The organism is Sodalinema gerasimenkoae IPPAS B-353 (genome assembly GCF_009846485.1).
Classification (GTDB): Bacteria; Cyanobacteriota; Cyanobacteriia; order Cyanobacteriales; family Geitlerinemataceae; genus Sodalinema; species Sodalinema gerasimenkoae.
The window spans coordinates 1858024-1877368 of record NZ_ML776472.1 but is presented as its reverse complement, the minus strand read 5'-3'; the positions used below and the strand labels follow the sequence as shown (position 1 = coordinate 1877368).

15 protein-coding genes and 1 pseudogene are annotated in these 19345 nt (G+C 51.6%); 8 read left to right on the top strand and 8 right to left on the bottom strand.

The genetic code is table 11. The features are described from left to right. Positions 1–4 precede the first annotated feature (4 nt). The 4 genes from L855_RS08180 to L855_RS22190 all read right to left on the bottom strand — a co-directional run bounded on the left by L855_RS08180 (position 5) and on the right by L855_RS22190 (position 5810). Positions 5–2662 carry a DNA translocase FtsK gene (locus L855_RS08180; protein WP_159786590.1) on the bottom strand — a complete coding sequence of 886 codons (2658 nt, stop codon included), beginning with the start codon at positions 2660–2662 and terminating at the stop codon, positions 5–7. 33 nt (positions 2663–2695) lie between these two features. Next, positions 2696–4657, bottom strand: a complete 1962-nt coding sequence (locus tag L855_RS08175) for an ATP-binding protein (RefSeq protein ID WP_159786588.1) — start codon at positions 4655–4657, stop codon at positions 2696–2698. A 70-nt stretch (positions 4658–4727) separates the two neighbouring features. After that, positions 4728–5585: a hypothetical protein gene (locus L855_RS08170; protein ID WP_159786586.1), complete on the bottom strand. Its 858-nt coding sequence runs from the start codon at positions 5583–5585 to the stop codon at positions 4728–4730. A 90-nt stretch (positions 5586–5675) separates the two neighbouring features. After that, a complete protein-coding gene (locus tag L855_RS22190; RefSeq protein WP_281349487.1) occupies positions 5676–5810 on the bottom strand; it encodes a hypothetical protein in 135 nt (44 codons plus the stop codon). Here L855_RS22190 and gshA (L855_RS22775) point away from each other — a divergent pair. From gshA (L855_RS22775) to L855_RS08150, 6 genes and pseudogenes are all read left to right on the top strand, one after another. Continuing rightward, positions 5811–6278: pseudogene (gshA, locus tag L855_RS22775) on the top strand (glutamate--cysteine ligase); the annotation flags it as partial. Then, a complete protein-coding gene (locus tag L855_RS22770; RefSeq protein ID WP_425500602.1) occupies positions 6256–6492 on the top strand; it encodes a glutamate-cysteine ligase family protein in 237 nt (78 codons plus the stop codon). The pseudogene gshA (L855_RS22775) and the gene L855_RS22770, both read left to right, overlap by 23 nt. After that, positions 6419–7102, top strand: coding sequence for a glutamate--cysteine ligase (gene gshA, locus L855_RS22765; RefSeq protein ID WP_425500563.1), 684 nt, complete (start codon positions 6419–6421; stop codon positions 7100–7102). The genes L855_RS22770 and gshA (L855_RS22765) overlap by 74 nt, the downstream gene beginning before the upstream one ends. 212 nt (positions 7103–7314) lie before the next feature. After that, positions 7315–7782 carry a tRNA (cytidine(34)-2'-O)-methyltransferase gene (locus L855_RS08160; RefSeq protein WP_159786584.1) on the top strand — a complete coding sequence of 156 codons (468 nt, stop codon included), beginning with the start codon at positions 7315–7317 and terminating at the stop codon, positions 7780–7782. Positions 7783–8386: 604 nt separating this feature from the next. Beyond that, positions 8387–10735: a peptidoglycan DD-metalloendopeptidase family protein gene (locus tag L855_RS08155; protein ID WP_159786582.1), complete on the top strand. Its 2349-nt coding sequence runs from the start codon at positions 8387–8389 to the stop codon at positions 10733–10735. A gap of 226 nt (positions 10736–10961) precedes the next feature. After that, positions 10962–11915: an ABC transporter ATP-binding protein gene (locus L855_RS08150; protein WP_159786580.1), complete on the top strand. Its 954-nt coding sequence runs from the start codon at positions 10962–10964 to the stop codon at positions 11913–11915. A gap of 52 nt (positions 11916–11967) precedes the next feature. Here L855_RS08150 and L855_RS08145 read toward each other — a convergent pair whose 3' ends face one another. From L855_RS08145 to L855_RS08135, 3 genes are read right to left on the bottom strand one after another with little or no spacing between them, the layout of a single operon-like run. Next, complete coding sequence (locus L855_RS08145) at positions 11968–13110, bottom strand: heavy metal translocating P-type ATPase (protein WP_159786577.1); 1143 nt, start codon at positions 13108–13110, stop codon at positions 11968–11970. Between the two features lie 28 nt (positions 13111–13138). Continuing rightward, a complete protein-coding gene (locus L855_RS22185) occupies positions 13139–13963 on the bottom strand; it encodes a P-type ATPase actuator domain-containing protein (protein WP_159786574.1) in 825 nt (274 codons plus the stop codon). Positions 13964–14000: 37 nt separating this feature from the next. Then, on the bottom strand, positions 14001–16019 hold the full coding sequence (locus L855_RS08135) for an FAD-dependent oxidoreductase (RefSeq protein ID WP_159786571.1): 2019 nt from the start codon (positions 16017–16019) through the stop codon (positions 14001–14003). Between the two features lie 469 nt (positions 16020–16488). On the opposite strand from L855_RS08135, the gene L855_RS08130 reads away from it, so the two are divergent. Next, complete coding sequence (locus tag L855_RS08130) at positions 16489–17706, top strand: AAA family ATPase (protein WP_159786568.1); 1218 nt, start codon at positions 16489–16491, stop codon at positions 17704–17706. A gap of 96 nt (positions 17707–17802) precedes the next feature. On the opposite strand, the gene L855_RS08125 is transcribed toward L855_RS08130, so the two are convergent. Continuing rightward, positions 17803–18195 carry a RidA family protein gene (locus L855_RS08125; protein ID WP_159786565.1) on the bottom strand — a complete coding sequence of 131 codons (393 nt, stop codon included), beginning with the start codon at positions 18193–18195 and terminating at the stop codon, positions 17803–17805. A 68-nt stretch (positions 18196–18263) separates the two neighbouring features. Between L855_RS08125 and galT the strand changes: the two genes are divergently transcribed. After that, positions 18264–19292, top strand: coding sequence for a galactose-1-phosphate uridylyltransferase (galT, locus tag L855_RS08120; protein WP_159786562.1), 1029 nt, complete (start codon positions 18264–18266; stop codon positions 19290–19292). The last annotated feature ends 53 nt before the right edge of the window (positions 19293–19345 follow it).

Genomic DNA, 19345 nt, shown 5'->3' with positions numbered 1-19345 from the left:
GGCGTTATGAGAGGTCGATTTTGGGGGCGAAAAGGCTTTGTAGGCGTTGTAGTTTGGAACCGCCGTAGTAGAGCAGATCGCCTTTGCCGAGCAGGTTTTGGGCCTGACCCTGTTTTCCGCCGAGGATGATGGCGGAGTCGGCTTGACTGGCGGTTTTGAGGGCAATGCGGCCAGGAAGGTTGGAGCGAATTAGGGGGGTGACGACTTTGGCTTCGGGCCGTTGGGTGGCGATGATGAGATGGATTCCGGCAGCGCGAGCCATGGCCCCGAGCCGTTTAATGGAGAGTTCGAGGACTTGGGCGACTTCTTTTTCAGCCATGAAGTCGGCATATTCATCGAAGAGACAAATAATAGGGGGTTTGACGGGTTGGTTGCGTTCTAAACACTGTTGATTGTAGCTGGGGAGGTCGTTACAACGGCTGCGTTCAAAGGCTTTGTAGCGGGATTCCATTTCTAGAACCAGGTCTTCCATGAGGGCGATCGCGCGATCGCTGTCTTTGACAATGGGAGACAACAGCCAGGGAATGTTCTCAAATTCCGGGAAGGTGACTCGTTTGGGATCGACCAGGGCCAGTTTCAGATGCTCGGGCGATCGCCGTTGGATGACACTCAGCAACAAGGCCCGCAGAAACTCACTTTTACCGCTCCCGGTGGTTCCCCCCACCAAGAAATGACAGGTGTTGGGGTCTGAGAGATCGGCTTCCACCAGTTTATTTTCCAGGTTCACGCCAATAGCCACCCGCACCGGCGCAGTGACGGGCAAGGATTGCGGTTTCAGATACTCTTCAAACAGGGCAATCTGAGCCGGATTTCTGGGAAGATCGACACTGACAAACCCCGCCTGAGGGGAAATCATCGGCGGAACAGAAATCCCCAGTTGCACTTGTAAATCATCGGACAGTCGCAACAGCGAGGACACCTTCACCCCCAACTTGGGTTTGAGACGAACCCGAATAAATGACGGACCAATGGCGGCCCCTTCATAGGTCACCTCGACCCCAAAGGCATTCAAGACCTTCGTCAGTTCCTCGCCGAGTTCCTCTCCATATGTCACTTGCTCTGGAGAGGGGGAAACTGAAGGAGACACCGGAGGCGGGGTTGATGCTGGGGTTGGCGTCGGATTAGGGGTGACACTGAGGCTGGGAGCCGGCTCTGGCGTGGGAATTGGCGCGATAGACGGCACTTTACCAGGGGTGGCCCGCTCTCCGGCTAGAAAGAACGTTTGACAGGTGTTTTGTTGCGGACAGAGGGGACAGAGCCGTTCTTCGTGGGTTTTTGGTGGGGGGTTTGGGCTATCCGGTTGCCATTGGAGCCAGTCCCGCATATTTTGCAGATGGCGCACAACTCCGGTTTGCATCATCGATTGCAACTCTTCCCAGGAATAGTGATAGACCTGAAACTCGGGTAGGATGCAATAGACGGCAGCATCTACAGGTTCCTGGCGTTGGCGGTGCAACATATCGGCGTAGAGGGCCACTTGCATGACTTGGGCCGAGGGGTCGGCGGGTTGGTAGGTTTTGTACTCCACCATACACAGCCGTTGACGATCGCCGTCATAGATTAAATTGTCGAACTGTCCCGAGACGGTCTGTTCCTCACCATTAGAAAGTCGATACGACTGCTTCAGGCCTAACTCGCTATCAATAAAGGTTTTTTCAATAATCTGGTCAGGATGATAATGCTGACGGTTGCGTTTGAGTAATCCGGCGTAGTGATAGATTAGGCGTTGCAGGCCCGGTAAAATATGTCCCAACTTTTCAGCCGCATCGGGGTTTTTCTGATTCACCTCCATCACATAGGGATAAAAGCAAAGCTCGTTAAAGAGTCGCTGCATATCCTGGGAAAGCTGTTGCACATCAAGCTGTTCACTCGGAGGTGAGAGAAGTTGACTGAAGCGAGAGTCCTCTGCGGTGCAGGTTACAAACTTGTGTGCGAGGTGATGAAAAAGAGTCCCCACCCCCGAGATGTGGGTTCCCTCAGGAATAAAGAGGGTAAAACACTTGGAGTCACGGCCTAAATAAAACAGGCGGGGACATTCCAGAGCCAGACGAACCTCGGTAGCACTAAAACTCGGGGTTGAACTCACAGATGCTTTCTCCTCTAAGCTCTCATCGGGGGTACGGTATGGATCGAGACAGTTCAAGAGATGGCGATGAACTTGTGCAAGATACACTACATCGAGTTTAGCGTAGTATAGTTGTCGTTGCTTCAGGGGCCGTTGACCCCAATCACTCCCTTGGGACTCTGAATCAATATTGGAAAACTGACAGAGTTCAGCCGCTAGAGTTTTCAGTTTTAGATTAGATACCCCCAACTGTTCTTTTCCCAATGTTCTGGCCAGTTTAAGGGTGCAAGTGATCTGTTGCGCGGTTGGCTTTCCCAGAAATCTCAAATCATAGTTGGCGTTGTGAAATATTTTCTCAATCTCGGGGTTAGCGATGATCCTCTCGATGAATAGGCGTATACAGTCCGGTTGCTGTAAAACATCTAGGATATACACCGAGTCTCCACGGCGATCGCGTCCATCGTCACTCACTTGGATTAAGGATAATTTCGGAAATTTTGTCCACCAGTCGGCGGTTTCTGTATCAATCCAAAGTTGGGAGGTGTGAGATAGGCGATGAATGGCGGCTTTAATCTCATTAGGTTGGCAAAGGTACACGAGTCATAGTCTCAAATGATGAACAATAGGACGTTAAGAACTTTGACGCTGAGATTCAGGAACTAGGGTGATAAACTGACCCTTGATATTATTGTCCTGACCAATGATTTTAATGTAGTTCTCGCGTTCTAATTCTTTGAGGTTTTGGATAACTTCTTCAGGAGAAATCCCATCAAATTCCACCCTAGCCGAGTGAATCAAAACTTCAGTCCCTAAAAATCCTTGACCTTTGATATGCTTCATCAGAAATTCATGAACTTTTTTATGAGGTGGAATAACAGTAATTGGCCCGTCAATTATCCCTAACTCCTTCAAAAGCTGACATTGGTCAAACACGCCGCTTTGCTTGACCAAATCCTTGAGATGACTCGGTTTAGGGGAGTCATACCCCACCACTAACTCCCCTGATGTTGCCTCATTGAGCAACCGATGATAGGTGACAAGATAGTGAACTGAGTCAAGATGGGGACAGATGTGACGGTGAGGATTGCCGGTAAAAATCTCCTGGAACAGCTTATAGCCTTTATTCTTTTTGCTGCCGAAGGGTTCGTGACGAATGAAGATGAGGCGATCGCAGTCTCCCGCCTTAACCACTTTTTCGCAAGCATACATACTAAAATAAAAACTCCTCATATTGGGGTCTTCATTCCACAAAACCCCAATATTTTTAGAGGTTTTTGGGTGGGTAAAACTCAAGGAATAATTAAAATACTTCGACCCCTCTAGATATTTATAGGTCACATTGGGGATTCCAAGCATCTCCAAAACATCAGCCAGGTATTGAGCCAACTCAGTGGAGGATTGCTGACGGATGCGTTCCACCTTAGCCTGAACTTTCTTAAATTCCTTATCCCAAACCAGTAAAAAGCTATCGTCAGTTTTGATATGTCCAGTTCCCTGGAGTTCCTGAATCAGTTTGTGGCCCAGTTGGATGACCGTCCGAGGAACTATTCGACCACCTGGAGCGCGTTTCTTTAACTCATCTCGCGTCAACGGAAAAATGTCAGAATCAGGTTTGGGGTTCGCCTGTTGATGCAACGGATAGAGACGCTTTTGCCAAATCTCTTCAGCCTGATCTAGGGTAATTTTATCAAGCTTCACCGTCCGATCAATACGGTCTTGATCAGCTAAACAGGGATATTTCGTGGTTTGGTTTTCCCAAGTGTCTTGAATTAGACTTAAAATCACCACAAAATTCTTGAGTCTTTCGTTATGGATTGTGGTGTTTGTCCCTAATAGGGTTGGCAATCCATTTTCCTCACGACAGGCTTGATCAACTTGATCAAAACACAAAACGATGGGATATTGAGCTTGAGCGGACACCCGTCCCAGATTCATGAGGATATTTTTAGCATCTTCCTCGCTCGATAACGACTTGCGAATCCCGAGTTGTCTTAAGTCACTCGCATCTAAGTCTTCTCCTCGCAACCAGTCGCAGGCCAGAATATAATCCTCGGTTTGTGTAGCATGATACAAGGCACTAAAGAAATTCTTAGATTGATAAATTCCGGTAGGATAGCTACTTTTGAAGTTTTGGACAAAAACCGTTTTTTCGCCTAATATCCTTTTGGTTAAGCTCTTGTCTTGAAACGCTGATAAACTATTGAGCCAAAGCAAAAATTGGGATTGGCTTTCATTCTCGGGAGTTTGCATCAGACTATCGACCGTTTGACGCAAAATATGTCGCCAAATGTAGTCATTGTCCGACCAGCTTGGAATGTAAGCAAACAGAGCTTTTGGATTGATTTGTTTTTTGAGGCGACCTAGAAAATAGCTTTTCCCAGAGGCTAAATCTCCTTTTAACAGGATGGTTCGGGTGATATGGTTCATTTGAACCTCCTCGATAACCCGAATGATTTCATTCAGTTGCTCTTGGTGAATAGACTCTACCGTGAGATTTGGAGATTGTTGTTCCTGCCAAAAGTTGCCACTTCTCGCTGTGGTTAGGTCAAAGGGATTATAGTTTTGCTTGAGGAGCGTTATGATGTCAGACATGACGAAACTCGATGGTTTAGGTTAGATTGAGATAGGATGGTTTACCAAATAATCTCCACAAGGGAATTATTTAGTTGACAATAATAAAAAACAAAGGACTACTAAATTCCTGAGGAATTCCCGCTGCCAATTGTTCGTCGTTATAGCTCATTCCATCTTGGAGAGAACTAAGTTGAATTTTGTCGTCTTCAATGAGGCGGAATAGAGCCTGATCGAGTTCATCGCGAGTCATGGGGGGCTGAACTTCGGCGCGAAGGTGATAAATGGGTGTGTAGTTATTCGTGGGAAGTCGAGAATCAATCTTGTGGATAATCTCGATCAGTTCGCTATCGCTGGGTTTGGCTTGTGGGGAAGGGGGTGGGGTGGCTGGACTGGCGGAGGGTTCAGGGGTTGGGGTGGGAGTTGTGGGAGGGACTGAGCCGATGCAAGTCCGCATGAATTGGATATAGTTGGTTAAGAGTTGGGCGTTAAGTTGTAGATTGCGCCGTGCATTGGCATCAAAATAATCATCGCGGAGAAATTCTTTGCCCCGTGCGGAAAGACTGACTTCAACAATTTTTCGTTCGATCGCATTCAGGAAGCCGCGATCGCATAAATCCAGGAGAAGCGGCTGACGTTTAGCGGCGGGAAGTTTCGTATCTCCAGGGGTTGAGGGTCCTTTGGCAGCCACCTGTAACACCTTTAATTCCGCCTCAGATAAGGGGAGGTTTTCAATATCTGCCTTGAGGAGTGTTTTCCCCGCTGGACTAATTTTGAATTTCTTAATTTCTTCGTGGAGGGTTACCAACTCGCGATCGGCTAATTTGCGACAAAATCGTTGGGTTTCACTGACCTTTGTACCACTGGTGGGCTTAATCTCTCCCACTTTGCCCCGATAGTCAGGACAGCCAAGTAACTGAAGCAGTAGTTTGAGTTCTTTTGTTTCCATAACCTAAAACCTGACAAGGGGCTTGTCCTTCGGGGACTCAGAGCATGGGATCAGTGTACCCCAAGAGCCAAGCCCAAGCCAGGCAGAATCTCAGGGAAGCTTGAACTCCGTCGCCGCCATCTTTGATAAAATGCTAATAAGCTCAATCCTCGGTGAGTAGCTCGTTTCTGGGCGATCGCCATTGATTGACATTAAATCCCGCACCCGTTTCAGGCAGAACAACACATGCTCTTATCCAAAGGTTTTGAAGTAGAAATGTACACCGGAACGCCCAACGGTGACATTGTGGGATTGTCTGATCGTATTGTGGCGGATCTCGATCGCTTCTCCCGAGAACCAGACTCGCGCAATGTAGAGTATACAACGGCTCCCTTTTGCGACTATGACATTTTACTCTGTGATTTAGTGCGACCTCGACAACAGTTGCGTCACTATCTCAAAACCCTCGGCGATTACACCCTCATTCCAGGAAGTACCCTCTCCCTCGGAGATAGTCGCCGCTTCTTCCGCTCCGACCCCGGTAATCCCTATCATGACTATATTGAGCAGTCCTACGGGTCCAAAGTTGTCACCGCCAGCGTTCATATCAATGTCGGCATTAGTGACCCGGAAGCCTTGATGCGGGCCGCGCGGCTGATTCGCGTCGAAGCACCCCTCTATCTGGCCCTGAGTGCGTCGTCTCCATTCCTCGACGTCCGCGCGGCTGATTCGCGTCGAAGCACCCCTCTATCTGGCCCTGAGTGCGTCGTCTCCATTCCTCGACGGGGAACTCACTGGCTACGACTCCACTCGCTGGTCTGTCTTTCCCCAGGTTCCGCAAACGGTTCCCCTATTTGGAACTCACTGGCTACGACTCCACTCGCTGGTCTGTCTTTCCCCAGGTTCCGCAAACGGTTCCCCTATTTGAAAGTCATAGTCACTTTATCAATTGGACTCAAGAGCAGTTGAACCTGGGAACCATGCAGAATGTCCGTCATCTCTGGATTTCCGTGCGTCCCAATGGCGATCGCCGTCCCTATAACCTCAACCGCCTGGAACTGCGGATTTGCGACCTCATTGTTGATCCCATCGACCTGCTAGCAGTTATGGCCTTCCTAGAGGCGCGAATCTGGCAAACCCTCATCGATCCCAGTCTCGACCCCTTAGAACGCAGTACCCTCCCGGCCAGCCACCGCAGTGAGGACTTACTGGCCCTAACCATGGCCAACGAGCAAGCTGCCGCCAAAGATAGCCTCGACGCGACGTTACGCCATTGGCAGGATGGGCGAGAAATTCGAGCGCGGGATTGGATCGAGGAGTTATATGCTGAGATTCTGCCTCTTGCCAAATCGAAGGGAATTCGTTGCTTCCTCTCCCCCGTTCAGCGGATTTTGCGCGAAGGGAACCCGGCCCAGCAATGGCGACGGGCCTGCGAACGGGGATCATCCCCTCGTGAGCAGATTATGCGGGAGATTGAGGGGGCGATCGCTCGCGAACAAGAGCTAGAAGACAAGTTATGTAGCTTCATGGCAGCCTGATCACCCCATCTTTGACCTGGCTAAATCATAAATTTCTCTCTCGAAGAATTTACGATTAGCAAAACCTATCGATGGGGAGATGTGGAAAACCGAACCTTGCCCCTCATTCCCTCAAGACTACTGAGACGTGTTTAGGGCATAAATCAGCAAGATATGCCCTAAAATTGCTAAAAAGACGGTTTAACGCCTTAAACACTCATCCTAACTGCGCTGTGCCTCAAGTCGTTCTCGTTACCCCCCAAATCCCCCCCAATACCGGCAACATTGCCCGTACCTGTGCCGCCACCCGCACCCCACTTCATCTTGTGGCCCCGTTAGGCTTTGAGATGAGCGATCGCTATCTCAAGCGGGCCGGCCTCGATTATTGGCAGTACGTCAACTGGACACTTCATGAGTCTCTAGCGAAATTCCGCAGCCAGAGCCGCAGTCAATCCGGTCGTTGGATTGGGTTTAGCACTCGTGGCCGTTGTAATCATACTGAGTTTACATTTCGCGCCGATGATTGGCTACTGTTTGGTAGTGAAACCGAAGGACTCTCCCAAGAGACCCTCTCAGAATGTGAAGAGACCGTTCACATTCCCATGTTTGAACCCCGTGTTCGTAGCCTGAATCTCTCTGTCAGTGCTGCTTTAGGGCTTTTTGAATGTCTACGTCAGATCGGCCAACTTCAAGACCAATGAGGGGGAACCCCCCAGCGGGGCCAATCCCCCAGATAGTGGGCGATCCCATCATTTAGGCAATGATAAGAAATTTCTATTGTTAATCCGAAATAGTCCTCCCTAGCGGGCTATTTCAAATCCTCCTGCGTATATTTACACAGACGAGTTGCTGAAAGTCCCGATTGAGGACAGGTTGAAGACTTTCACATTTAGAAGAAATCTAAAGAATTTCCGAAGATCAACCCCGAGGGGCCACCAACCAACCAGTTGCCGTTTTACCCTAATTCAGCTTAAAGTTTCGTCGATACGCTTTAATACGTCATCTTGTGGGTCAAAGGACATCCGATCCTTGAGCAAACTTAGACGTATGCCGCTCAACCCATCGCGCTACCGCGAGGTTAAACCAACTTGAAATTGGTCAGTCTAACAGCTCAAATCAAGTCTAGACAAGGTTTACAGCTTTGTAACCTTGTGTAAAGTGACAAATCGGGGTAATCTGTCCTAAGCATCTCTGCCGTCAGTGACTCAAATCGCAAATTCAACGTGATATTAATCACTGGTTGGTCTCCAAGGTCGCACCCCCGACCGACTGTAACTCACACGCTTATTGTCTAGGAGGTCGTTCTTGAAACGAGCGTTCCCACATCACAACCCCCCCGCTTCCTTAAGTGAGCTTCAGGCTCCTTTAGGCTCTGATATGTTCCGCGCTACCTTACCGGAACAGCATCGGCGGGTTCGAACCTCAGCCGCTGTCCTTGGTCTTGCCCTTTCCATGGGAGCCTCGGCTCTCGGTCTGGCAGAAGACACAGCTGTTGCTGCTGAGCCGGTCGTTAAACCAGCTCCTGCCTTAATGCCACCGACCCTCGACAAGACGGCGGTCATGCCCGAGGAGGAACTCAAAGCGATCGACACCCCTGCCGTCCCCTCTGCAACATCCTATGCACAGCCCTATGTAGAGCCGGAAGCCAAGGCCCCAGTTGCTCAGGAGCCGGTTCAAGAGCATGTGACTCATGTTGTGCAGAGTGGTCACACTCTCTGGCGGATTGCCAACGCCTACGAGGTCACTCCTGCTTCCATCGCTACAGCGAACGGATTACCCTCCATTGAAACCCCTCTAGAAATCGGTGAAGTTCTCAGAATCCCCGTCACCGATACGATGGCCTATCCCCCTCGTGAAATCATTGCCCCCGACTCTTCTCCCCGGGCAACAGTTATCGAGGACGAGGACACAGAAGCCCAACTGGCTCAGGTTGCTCCCTCTACAAAAGCTCATGCCAACGACGACCTGACCGCTGAGACTTCGATCAGCAGTATTCCTAGCTCCATTTCAGACTCTCAATCAAACGACACCCCTTCCAAGGTCGCCAGCTCCACCACATTAGACGACGAAAAACTGAGCTTGGTGGACCCCTCTGAGCAATCCTCAGAGCTGTTTTTACCCGATGGACTGACCCGCCGCGTTACCCCCGGATCATCCCTTGACGTTACGCCGGTTTTAGGGTCTCCTGACCCAGCCGAATCCTTGGCTGAGAGCGATCTCGACCTTGACGAACCTCTCGCAGCAGCCAGCAGCGACGACTCCCAGAACACCAACCTCTCCGCTGCCGAGTCGGACATTCGTCTAAACCGTTCTTTCCTAGAACGTGAAAGCCAAGTCCTTGAAACTCTTGAACCTCATGAAGTTCGTCAAGGAGAAACCTTAATTAGTCTGGCAAATCAACATCAGACTACCATTGAGGAAATTGCTCGGGTGAATGGTCTCGATGACCCTAACCAAATCACAGCAGGACAACGTTTAGAGATTCCCAAACGGATTGCCCGTCGTTCTGCTCCCGTTGAAGTCTTCGGTCAAGACCGCAGCCTGGCGTCAGTTCCCGGCAAAAAACAACGCTTGGATGTCAATTCAGCCACCGTTGAGGACGACCCCTTAGAGGTGGCCCTGTCCACTCTGGACGACGAGCGGACTAGCAATCTCGAAGCCGCCTCAGACGTTCCAGAAATTGAGGCAGTCCCGGAAATTGCCGGCGTCCCAGAGATTGCTGCTGAAATTGACGAGACCCCGGTCATCGCAGCCGCCGACCCCAAAACTCTTGAAGTTGCCACAGCCGAGGAGCTAGCAACAGATATTGCCGAGGTTGAGCCTTCCGAGATGGCGATGCCCCCAGTGAGTGAAACGCTCACCGCTGACATTGCTCGTCTGAGAGATCGGGTTCGTCGTAACGATGTTCGCAGATCCCGCCCAGGGCCCAGCCCTGAACCCAGTTCAACGACTGAGTCTACAACTCATGTAGATGCCAGCGATCGCAGTCTTGGCGTAGTCCGCGAACACAGCAACCCAGAATTTGATCGCGATCAGATTGCCTTAGCTCGTCGTTCTGAGCGCGAAGAGGACGAGGCCCGTGCCTCCTCCGAGTCCGACCTCGCCAGTGCTAATGTCGCCACATCAGCAACGGCTGACGACGATCGGGTTGCTGTCGCCCCTCTCGGGTCTCAGAACTACGCTCCCATGATGGAACCCCGTTCCGTCTCCCCGGAGCTGCCCGGTTTGCCCTCATCTGGCGCCTATCTCCCCAAACCCGAACAGCGCCAAGAAGCCTTTGACGGCTATATCTGGCCTGCTCAAGGGGTCTTTACCTCCGGTTATGGCTGGCGTTGGGGCCGGATGCACCGAGGCATCGACGTGGCAGGGCCAGTGGGAACTCCCATTGTTGCTGCTGCACCAGGAACAGTCACCTATTCTCGTTGGAACTCCGGTGGCTACGGTAACTTGGTGGAAATCACCCACCCCGACGGCAGCTTAACCCTCTATGCTCATAACCATCGTAATTTGGTGAGTGAAGGGGAAGAAGTTGTCCAAGGACAACAAATCGCCGAAATGGGCAGCACCGGCTTCAGCACCGGTCCCCACGTTCATTTCGAGATCCACCGTCCTGGCCAGGGTCCCACAGACCCCATGGCTTTCTTACCTCGGTAAGCAAAGAAGCCCCCAAACATAAATGATTTGGGGCGGAGTGATTGTGTGTGAGGAAACAAAGGGGGGGCCAGATGGCTCCCCTTTTGTCGTACGAATGTCCTACAATCCGAATTAAGAGACGTGTCCCCCCGTGCCTATTGCCTATTGCCTATTGCCTATTGCCTTCTTCTCCCTACTGCCTACTGCCTACTGCCTTCTCCCCCCTGTTCCCTGTTCCCTATTCCCTATGCCTCCATTTGTTGTTGAAACGGTGGATTTGACCAAAAGCTATCGCACAGGTTTTTGGCTTAACCAAACGGTGACCTCCCTCAAACGTTGTTCTCTGAGTGTTTCACAGGGAGAAACCTTTGGCTTACTGGGGCCCAACGGTGCTGGCAAAACCACCCTACTGAAAATTTTATTAGGAATCGTCCGTCCCACTTCTGGCCGTGGAACCCTATTGGGTCGTCCCCTGGGCGATCGCGCCGTGCGGCAATTTGTGGGCTATCTCCCCGAAAATCCCTATTTCTACGACAGTCTCACCGCCTGGGAATTTCTCGCCTTCATAGCGGGATTGTTTAATCTCCGGGAACCCGATCGCTCCCGCCGCATTGCCGAACTCCTGGACTGGGTGGGAATCGCCCAAAACACAGCCCGCCGCAAACCCCTACGGCAATATTCCAAAGGGATGTTACAACGAGTTGGCATGGCCCAGGCCCTGGTTGGCAATCCTGAGGTGGTCTGTCTCGATGAACCCATGTCAGGTCTTGATCCCCTAGGTCGCTATCAAATGCGGGAAATCATCCTGGCCTTGAAATCCCAAGGAAAAACCATCTTCTTTAACAGCCATATCCTGTCCGATGTGGAATTAATCTGCGATCGCGTGGCCATCCTCTCCAAAGGAGAACTCCTCTGTAGTGGGTCCCCGGATGAACTCCTAGGAACTGGCGATCGCTATCGTGTCTATGGTCATGGTGGCACGGCTGAAGTTCTACAAAAATGGCTCCCAGACCTAGAATTTGATGAGGGAGACTGGCAAGGAACCCTACAAGGAGAGTTACCCGATTTTCTCGCCAGCCTAAACCTCCTCGGCGGCAAACTCCTACGCCTCAACTCCTCCCGTCGCAGCCTCGAAGAGTTCTTTGTGCAGCAAGTTGGGGGGAATGCTAAGCCGGTGGCTATGGGAGGGAACAGGGAATAGGGAACAGGGAACAGGGAACAGAAACAACGTAGGGGCGTACCCTCTCTCCTCTTTACCCCCGTATCCCTCGGGTTGCATTGGCTACCGCCACTAGGGCCACACCGACATCAGCAATCACCGCTTCCCAGAGTCCCGCAATGCCGAACGTTCCGAGGACAATCACCAGGGCCTTGACCGTGAAGGCGAGGCTGATATTTTGCCAGACAATGCGGCGACTGCGTTGTGAGAGGGCGATCGCCTGCACCAACTTGGCCAGGGAATCTTCCATAAGCACCACATCTGCTGTTTCAATCGCAGCATCTGAGCCTAACCCCCCCATAGCCACCCCTACATCCGCCAGAGCGAGAGCGGGCGCGTCATTAATGCCATCCCCTACGAAAACCACCGCCCCTCGCCGTCCTGGAGCGCCCAGCCATCGCTCTAGGAGACTGGCCTTGTCTTCTGGTAGGAGTTCGCTGTATACCTCATCGAGGGACAGGCGATCGCCCACCGCTTGGCCCACCGCCTGACTGTCTCCGGTCAGCATCACCAGATGCCCAATGCCCTGCGATCGCAACGCCTGAATCGCTTCTGGGGCATCCCCTCGCAGGCGATCGGCCACCTCAAGAGTTCCCGCATCTTGCCCATCAAAGGCCACCCTAACCCGAGTTCCGAGGCTTGGAGACTCGGGCAAGGGGGCAAACCCCAATTCTTGAAAAAGCCGTTCATTGCCAATGGCTATTTCACATATTCGGGAATTTATCAAAGTTGCCCGTAAGCCCTTGCCGGGATATTCCTGCACCCCCTGCAAGAGAGGGGAGTCAAGGGGGCCTGTCCAGGCGCGGACGATAGATTGGGCGATGGGGTGGGTGGATTGGGACTCGGCGATCGCACTGTAATGGAGTAGAGTCTCCTCATCCCAGGGTGGGTTGGCCTGAGCCTGGGTTACCTCAAAACAGCCCTCAGTGAGAGTTCCCGTTTTATCAAAGACCAGAGTTGAGACATCCGTGAGGCGATCGAGAAACACCGAGCCTTTCAGCAAAATTCCCTGTTTGGCCGCCCCACCAATGGCCGCGAAATAACTCAAGGGAATACTCACCACCAAACTACAGGGACAGGAGATCACCAACAACACCAAGGCCCGATAACCCCAGTCCGCGAAATCGCCAACAAATAGGGGAAGAATCAGGGCGATCGCCAGGGCCAGGGCCACCACAATCGGCGTATAGCGACGGGCAAAACGGCTAATAATGAATCAGGGCGATCGCCAGGGCCAGGGCCACCACAATCGGCGTATAGCGACGGGCAAAACGGCTAATAAACTTCTCCGTCGGGGCTTTCTGCTGACGGGCCTGTTCCACCAACTCCAGAATCCGCACTAGAGAAGACTCCTCAAAGGGACGAGTCACCCGCACCGTCAACGCCCCCGTTTGGTTAATTGACCCTGCCAACACCCCCTCTCCGGGTTTCACCGAACGAGGGACGGATTCCCCCGTTAAGGCGGAGGTATCCAGATAACTCTCCCCGGAAAGAACGTCCCCATCCAAGGGAACCCGCTCACCCGGCTTAATGAGAATTTCTGCCCCCACCGCCACCGACTCCGGCGGGACGGGTTCTAGGCCATCGGGAGTTTTCAGGTTGGCGATATCCGGGCGAATTTCCAACAGGGCCCGAATCGAATCGCGGGAGCGATCGACTGCCACATCCTGGATAGCTTCTCCCAAGCGGTAGAACAGCATCACCGCCAGAGCCTCGGGCAATTCCCCAATGGCGATCGCCCCCAGAGTGGCGATTGTCATCAAGAAATTCTCATCGAGGGCCCGTCCCTTGAGGAGTCGCCGGCCCGCTGTCGTCAGCACGCCCCAACCCACCCAGAGATAAGCGGGAATAAACCACAGCCATTCCCCCCAGAGGGGCAACATCTCCCGTAGCGAGAGGACCAGGCCCACCCCAAACCAGACAATGACGACTCCCAAGAGGCGAAACTCTGCCCAGGGAAATTCCGGTGACGAGTCCCCAGAAGTAAGACTCGGGGAACTCTCACAGCCACAACAGGAGGCGGAACTCATAATGAAAAACTGAAGAACTATTCAGATATCCAGTCTATCAACGCCACTGGTCCCACGTGTTATTAAAAATTGACGTGTCCGGGAACATCACCGGATTGCCATTGTCCGAGAGTTGCCGTTGTAGGGCTTCTAACTTCGGTTCAGGGGACGGGAGATTATCCACCAACTCATAGGGGGCTAGATCATGCTCCAGGGCAAACATCGCCGTTGTTCCCGCCGCAGCGCCGGCAGACCATTCAAAGGAGTGAACCCGATAGGCCGCCGCTGCAATATGACTGGTGGCGATACTCTTGCCCGCCACTAGGAGATTATCCAAGCGTTGCGGAATCAGGGCCCGTAGAGGAATTTGGAAGGGAAACGCCCGTCCTTGGCCCCGTCGTTCCCCGGGCCGCTCATAGTTTCCAGGGGCTTCCGGGGGGCTAAAGGCCATACAGGGATGGAAATCGATCGCATAATGACCAATGCCCACCGTATCGGGAAAGAGGGTGGCCCGCGATCGCCGGGTCACATCCTGCCGAGACAGTTCCCGAGAGGCAATCCCCGCCGCATCCAACCCTGACAACACCGCCCACAAATGGCGTAACGCTGCCGGAGTCAGAGTATTTTCATAAAACTCATCCTCAAAATTCGCCATCGTAATATCCACTTCCCAGACGGTAAAGCCATCGGGATGGGCAAAACCAGGGCGACCAATAATCCGCCGTCCCTCCCGCATATAAGGATATTTCGAGAGACCATGGGCCGTTCCCATGGGGGAATCGAAACCACTCAAATAGCGATGATTGGGATGAGGTTCCTTCACCCCTTCTCCCAGTTGAGAATCCGTGGTTCCCTGCACTAGCCAATAGAAATAACCAATGGCATTCTCTTCACCCCGGCGTAGGGTTTCCGTACGTAAGCCCCCCAACCAGCCGCCGGGATCTAACTGCCCCCGCTCCCGAAGTTGTTGGCGGGTATAAATGAGATTATCCTCAGCGGTTCCCGGACGGTAGTCATTGCCCCAGGTCCAGTTCTGCATGGAAATATCCCCCGGATAGATGGGGAAGTCCCGCACATTCCCCGGACGGGGTTCCTCCGGCTTCATGCTATGGATTTGGCGATAGGTAAACACCAGGGTAAAGTTCGCCAGCCGTTCTAGTTCATAGCTGTAATAGGGTTCATATTGTTCATAAAAGTCAGGAACGTTATGCTCCTGAGGCTCTTCCGTGGCTTCCATGGCGAAGGTATAGGTGAAGCCTTGGGTGCAGTAGGGGTCGTTGGTATCACTCGATGAGGTGGGTTCGAGGAATGAACGGGGGTCAATCCCGAGACGGTAGGGAACATCGGTTAAGCCAATCAACTCCCCTGTTTCCGTGGCATCAATCACATACCAATCGGGGGAATTGCGGTTGCTATCAGGGGATTTCGGGCGAAACTCGATAATCGTTTTCTCAAAGAGATCTGAGTCTTCATAGCTGAACGCATCTTCGATGGTGGCTGACAGGGGCAGAGTATTGATGGGAGGGGCATCGGCTTGGGGTTGATGCTGAATGGCAATGGCGGAGGTAATCTGATTCCCTTCAGGGTTATAGGCGACCTCCTTAATCACCGTATTGGGGAACCAATGCAACGTTCCCCGTCCCTGTTTGGCGGCATCTTCGAGTAATTCAAATAGAAGTTCATGGCCGTCGTAGGGCATAAAACAAGACTCACTCACCCAACACCCGCCGGGATTCAGGATGCCATAATGCTCCTTAATCGCCGAGCGTAGAGCCAGATAACCTCGGGGGAAAAATAACCGTTGCCGCTGGGTATCTCGTTCATCGAGGGCAGAGGTTCCTTGAGCGGAGATTTGCCCTCCCACCCAGTCGGTGATTTCCGTCAAACAAACGGTTTTCCCCAAGTGCAGGGCTTCATAGGCGGCAGCAGTTCCCGAGAGTCCCCCCCCAGCGACGAGGAGGTCACAGGTTTCTTGTCTATCAGCTTGCCGAGGAGGGGTGGCTTGGGAGACAGGGCTGACGGTTAGGGCCAGCAGGGGGGTGAGAACGAGAGAGATAACAGAGAAACGGTGCAACATGGGAGTTTCGAGGGGAATGAAAATGAACAATGATCTGTTATGACTAGCCGCTGAAGAGCCGGGAAAGCTGGTTTTGCGAATTACAATGATTAAACCCTGGAGTATAGCGCAAGGAGGAGTTTGGGCGATCGCCCGCCACGGTCGCTTTGGGTAACTGGCACAGTCTGGCCAGACTACTGGAGGACCCACCCCGCCCTACGGGCACCCCTCCCTGGAGGACCCACCCCGCCCTACGGGCACCCCTCCCTGGAGGGGAAGTCATACACTCGACACTGGGGAAGGGCGAACGGCCGTTCGCCCCTACAGATGTCTGTGCTTTGCCCTGACACGCTCTGGGGACGGTGCCGCCTGATCCGAAGACAGTTGTTAACGTTTTTTTAAGAGCACTCCCTCAACATTGCCCCCCCTAATTTTTTAGGCTAGGATCTGGGCAATTTCATAGAGCATCTACGATTTTGGGGATTCAGTTATGCAATGGATTGATTTTCAGCAAACCCTAAATCAACGGTTACAGGAAGAACAGTTAGATGAGGAACAAACTCAAGCACGTAACTTTAGTCCCAATGGTCATAGTCTAGTCCGGGGGGCGGTTGGGTCAGGAAAATCCTTGGTGTTGAGGGATCGGGTGAGTAAGGTTTTGGAGCAGGACTTAAACTCAGTTTTAGTTTTATCTTACAATCGCTTCATGCGCTTCTGGCTGGAATCAAGTCTTAAAAAACAAGGATGTCACGTTGAATGTGGAACATTTCATGGCTGGAGTGCTCGTCATTTTGACTATAAGTATCGAGATGATAAAGAGAAGGAATCTCGAAAGCAGTTAATTAAAAAAGCACAGGACTCTAACCTAAGTTATGATGCTATTTTAATTGATGAAGCACAGGATTTTTATGATGAGTGGTTTCAAACCTTGTTGGGAGTGTTGAACCCGGATACCAATTCCTTGTTTTTTGTCTATGACAATACTCAGTCCGTTTATGGCCAGTCCCATCGTCGTAATAGTGGTTGGACGTGGAAACAGTTGGGAATTGATGTGGTGGGGCGATCGCAGATTTTTGATGTCAACTATCGCAATTCTCCAGAAATTTTAGAGTTAAGTTGGCATTTTATTCAACCAGCCCTAGAAAATGTGGGATTGAAATCGGATAAGCGTGAAAATAGCCCTCCCATTGACCGAGTCATTGAACCTAAGAAAAAGGGCGATCGCAGTTCCGGACTTAGCCCCAGCTTGATTCAGATGAATTTCTCCGATATGCCTGAAGAAATTGCTAAACAGGTTAAGCAGGCCTTAGAGGGCTGTCCCGAATCATCTATCGGCATTTTAACTCATAGAAACTCCCGCGAACTGAGGGTTAAGATAAGTGAGGAACTCGCCAAGCTAGAGGTCAACCATAATGCTCCCAAAAGTTCTCAAGAGCGCAGTGGTAATGTCGTCAATCGTCCCTATGTCATTGTCGATTCCTGGAATGCTGTCAAGGGAGTCGAGTTTGATGCGGTGATTCTGGCGGGAGTTGATTTAGTCTTGGGACAGCATAAAAACCCAGACCGTGCGTTTGAAGAAATGGCTGGACTCTATACTGCAATCACCCGTAGCAAAGACCATTTAATTATGCTCTATCAAGACAAAAATCCGGTTATTGAGCAGTTGGAAAATGCCTTAACGGCAGAAGACCAGTTGATGGTGGTCTAATCCAGTCGATGGCCAACAGGAGGATATTATAGCAGGTGGCATCTGTTCTAATATCCTGTTCTAATATCCTCTGTATTTCCAAACGATGGGCTGACCCTAATCACCAGAAATCATAGCAATACATTCGATTTCAACTCGCACATCTTTCGGTAATCGTGCCACTTCTACCGCCGCCCGAGCGGGGGCATTGGCTTCATCAAAATACTGACTATAAACCTCATTCATCGCTGCAAATTCATTCATGTCTGCCAGAAACACTGTGGTTTTGACCACATCTGAAAAGCTAGCACCTGCCGCCGTTAAAATTGCCTGAAGATTTTCGAGAACTTGTTGAGTTTGTCCTTTAATATCCCCAGTTGCTACCAGTTCACCTTGAGCATTGAGAGGGATTTGTCCAGCCACAAACAGGAGTTGGCCTGTGGCGAGGACGGCTTGGTTATAGGGACCTACGGGAGCCGGGGCGTTGTCGGTACGGATAATCTGACGCATTCAGGGTACAGGTAACGGGGTAATTGTGCCACCCTATTCTATAGCCGAATCTTTTTTCAACCAACCTGATGAATGAGCTGCGCCATAATATCATTACCCGAGATTGGGTGATTATTGCCACCGATCGCGCCCATCGCCCGGATGAGTTTAATCAACAGCGGCCAGCCCCGGCGGATTTGCCCCCCTATCGTGAGGACTGTCCCTTTTGTGCCGGGAATGAGGCCCGGACTGGGGTAGAAACGGCGATTCTCTCGGATGATCGCGGTTGGCGGGTGCGGGCGGTGTTAAACAAGTTTCCAGCCCTGTCCCCGGATGGTGAGGTGGTGCGACAGCGGGGCAATATCTATCGATCTCTAACGGCGGTGGGGATTCATGAAGTAATCATCGAACATCCTCGCCATAATGTAACTCTGGCCTTACTCTCCCTAGCGGATATCGCCGATGTGCTGCGGATGTATCGGGAACGCTATCGCTACCTGCGTAAAGATCCTCGGATTTCCACCATTGTCATTTTCAAAAATCATGGACGAGGTGCAGGAACCTCTCTCGAACATCCTCACTCCCAGATTGCAGCCACCCCCATTGTGCCCAATCAACTGCGGCTACGGACTCAGGAGGCGATTCGCTATTTTGATGATTGGGGGGAATGTATCTTCTGTCGGACGTTAGCAGAAGAACTCAAGGCGGGCGATCGCATTGTCTATGAAAGCAAGTATTTCGTGGCTTTTATCCCCTATGCTGCCCTCTCCCCCTTCCATCTCTGGATTTTTCCCCGCCGCCATGTCTCCTCCTTTGAAGATATCCTAGATGACGAGATTGAGGATTTAGCAGAAACCCTACGCACCGTCTTGGCGAAACTCTATGTCGGGTTAAATAATCCTGACTACAATTACACCATTCGCTCGATTCCCACCGATGAACATCGCACCAACTATTTCCATTGGTATCTGGCGGTGATTCCTCGGGTGTCTCTGACGGCTGGCTTTGAGTTGGGAAGTGGGATGTATATCAATACGACTCTCCCAGAAGCCAGTGCTGAGTTTCTGCGATCAATTCCCGTTGGGGAGTCAACGGCCGATTCTGGGGGCGATCGCTGATACCCTATGTTAGAGACAATTGAGAGCAAACTATCCCGTCCCGCCATCTATCC

Bases quoted from the DNA above. Each gene is read 5' to 3' on its own strand.
- L855_RS08175 (WP_159786588.1), bottom strand. From the start codon at position 4,657: ATGTCTGACATCATAACGCTCCTCAAGCAAAACTATAATCCCTTTGAC.
- L855_RS08170 (WP_159786586.1), bottom strand. From the start codon at position 5,585: ATGGAAACAAAAGAACTCAAACTACTGCTTCAGTTACTTGGCTGTCCT.
- L855_RS08150 (WP_159786580.1), top strand. From the start codon at position 10,962: ATGCCTCCATTTGTTGTTGAAACGGTGGATTTGACCAAAAGCTATCGC.
- L855_RS22185 (WP_159786574.1), bottom strand. From the start codon at position 13,963: ATGAGTTCCGCCTCCTGTTGTGGCTGTGAGAGTTCCCCGAGTCTTACT.
- L855_RS08135 (WP_159786571.1), bottom strand. From the start codon at position 16,019: ATGTTGCACCGTTTCTCTGTTATCTCTCTCGTTCTCACCCCCCTGCTG.
- L855_RS08130 (WP_159786568.1), top strand. From the start codon at position 16,489: ATGCAATGGATTGATTTTCAGCAAACCCTAAATCAACGGTTACAGGAA.
- L855_RS08125 (WP_159786565.1), bottom strand. From the start codon at position 18,195: ATGCGTCAGATTATCCGTACCGACAACGCCCCGGCTCCCGTAGGTCCC.
- galT (WP_159786562.1), top strand. From the start codon at position 18,264: ATGAATGAGCTGCGCCATAATATCATTACCCGAGATTGGGTGATTATT.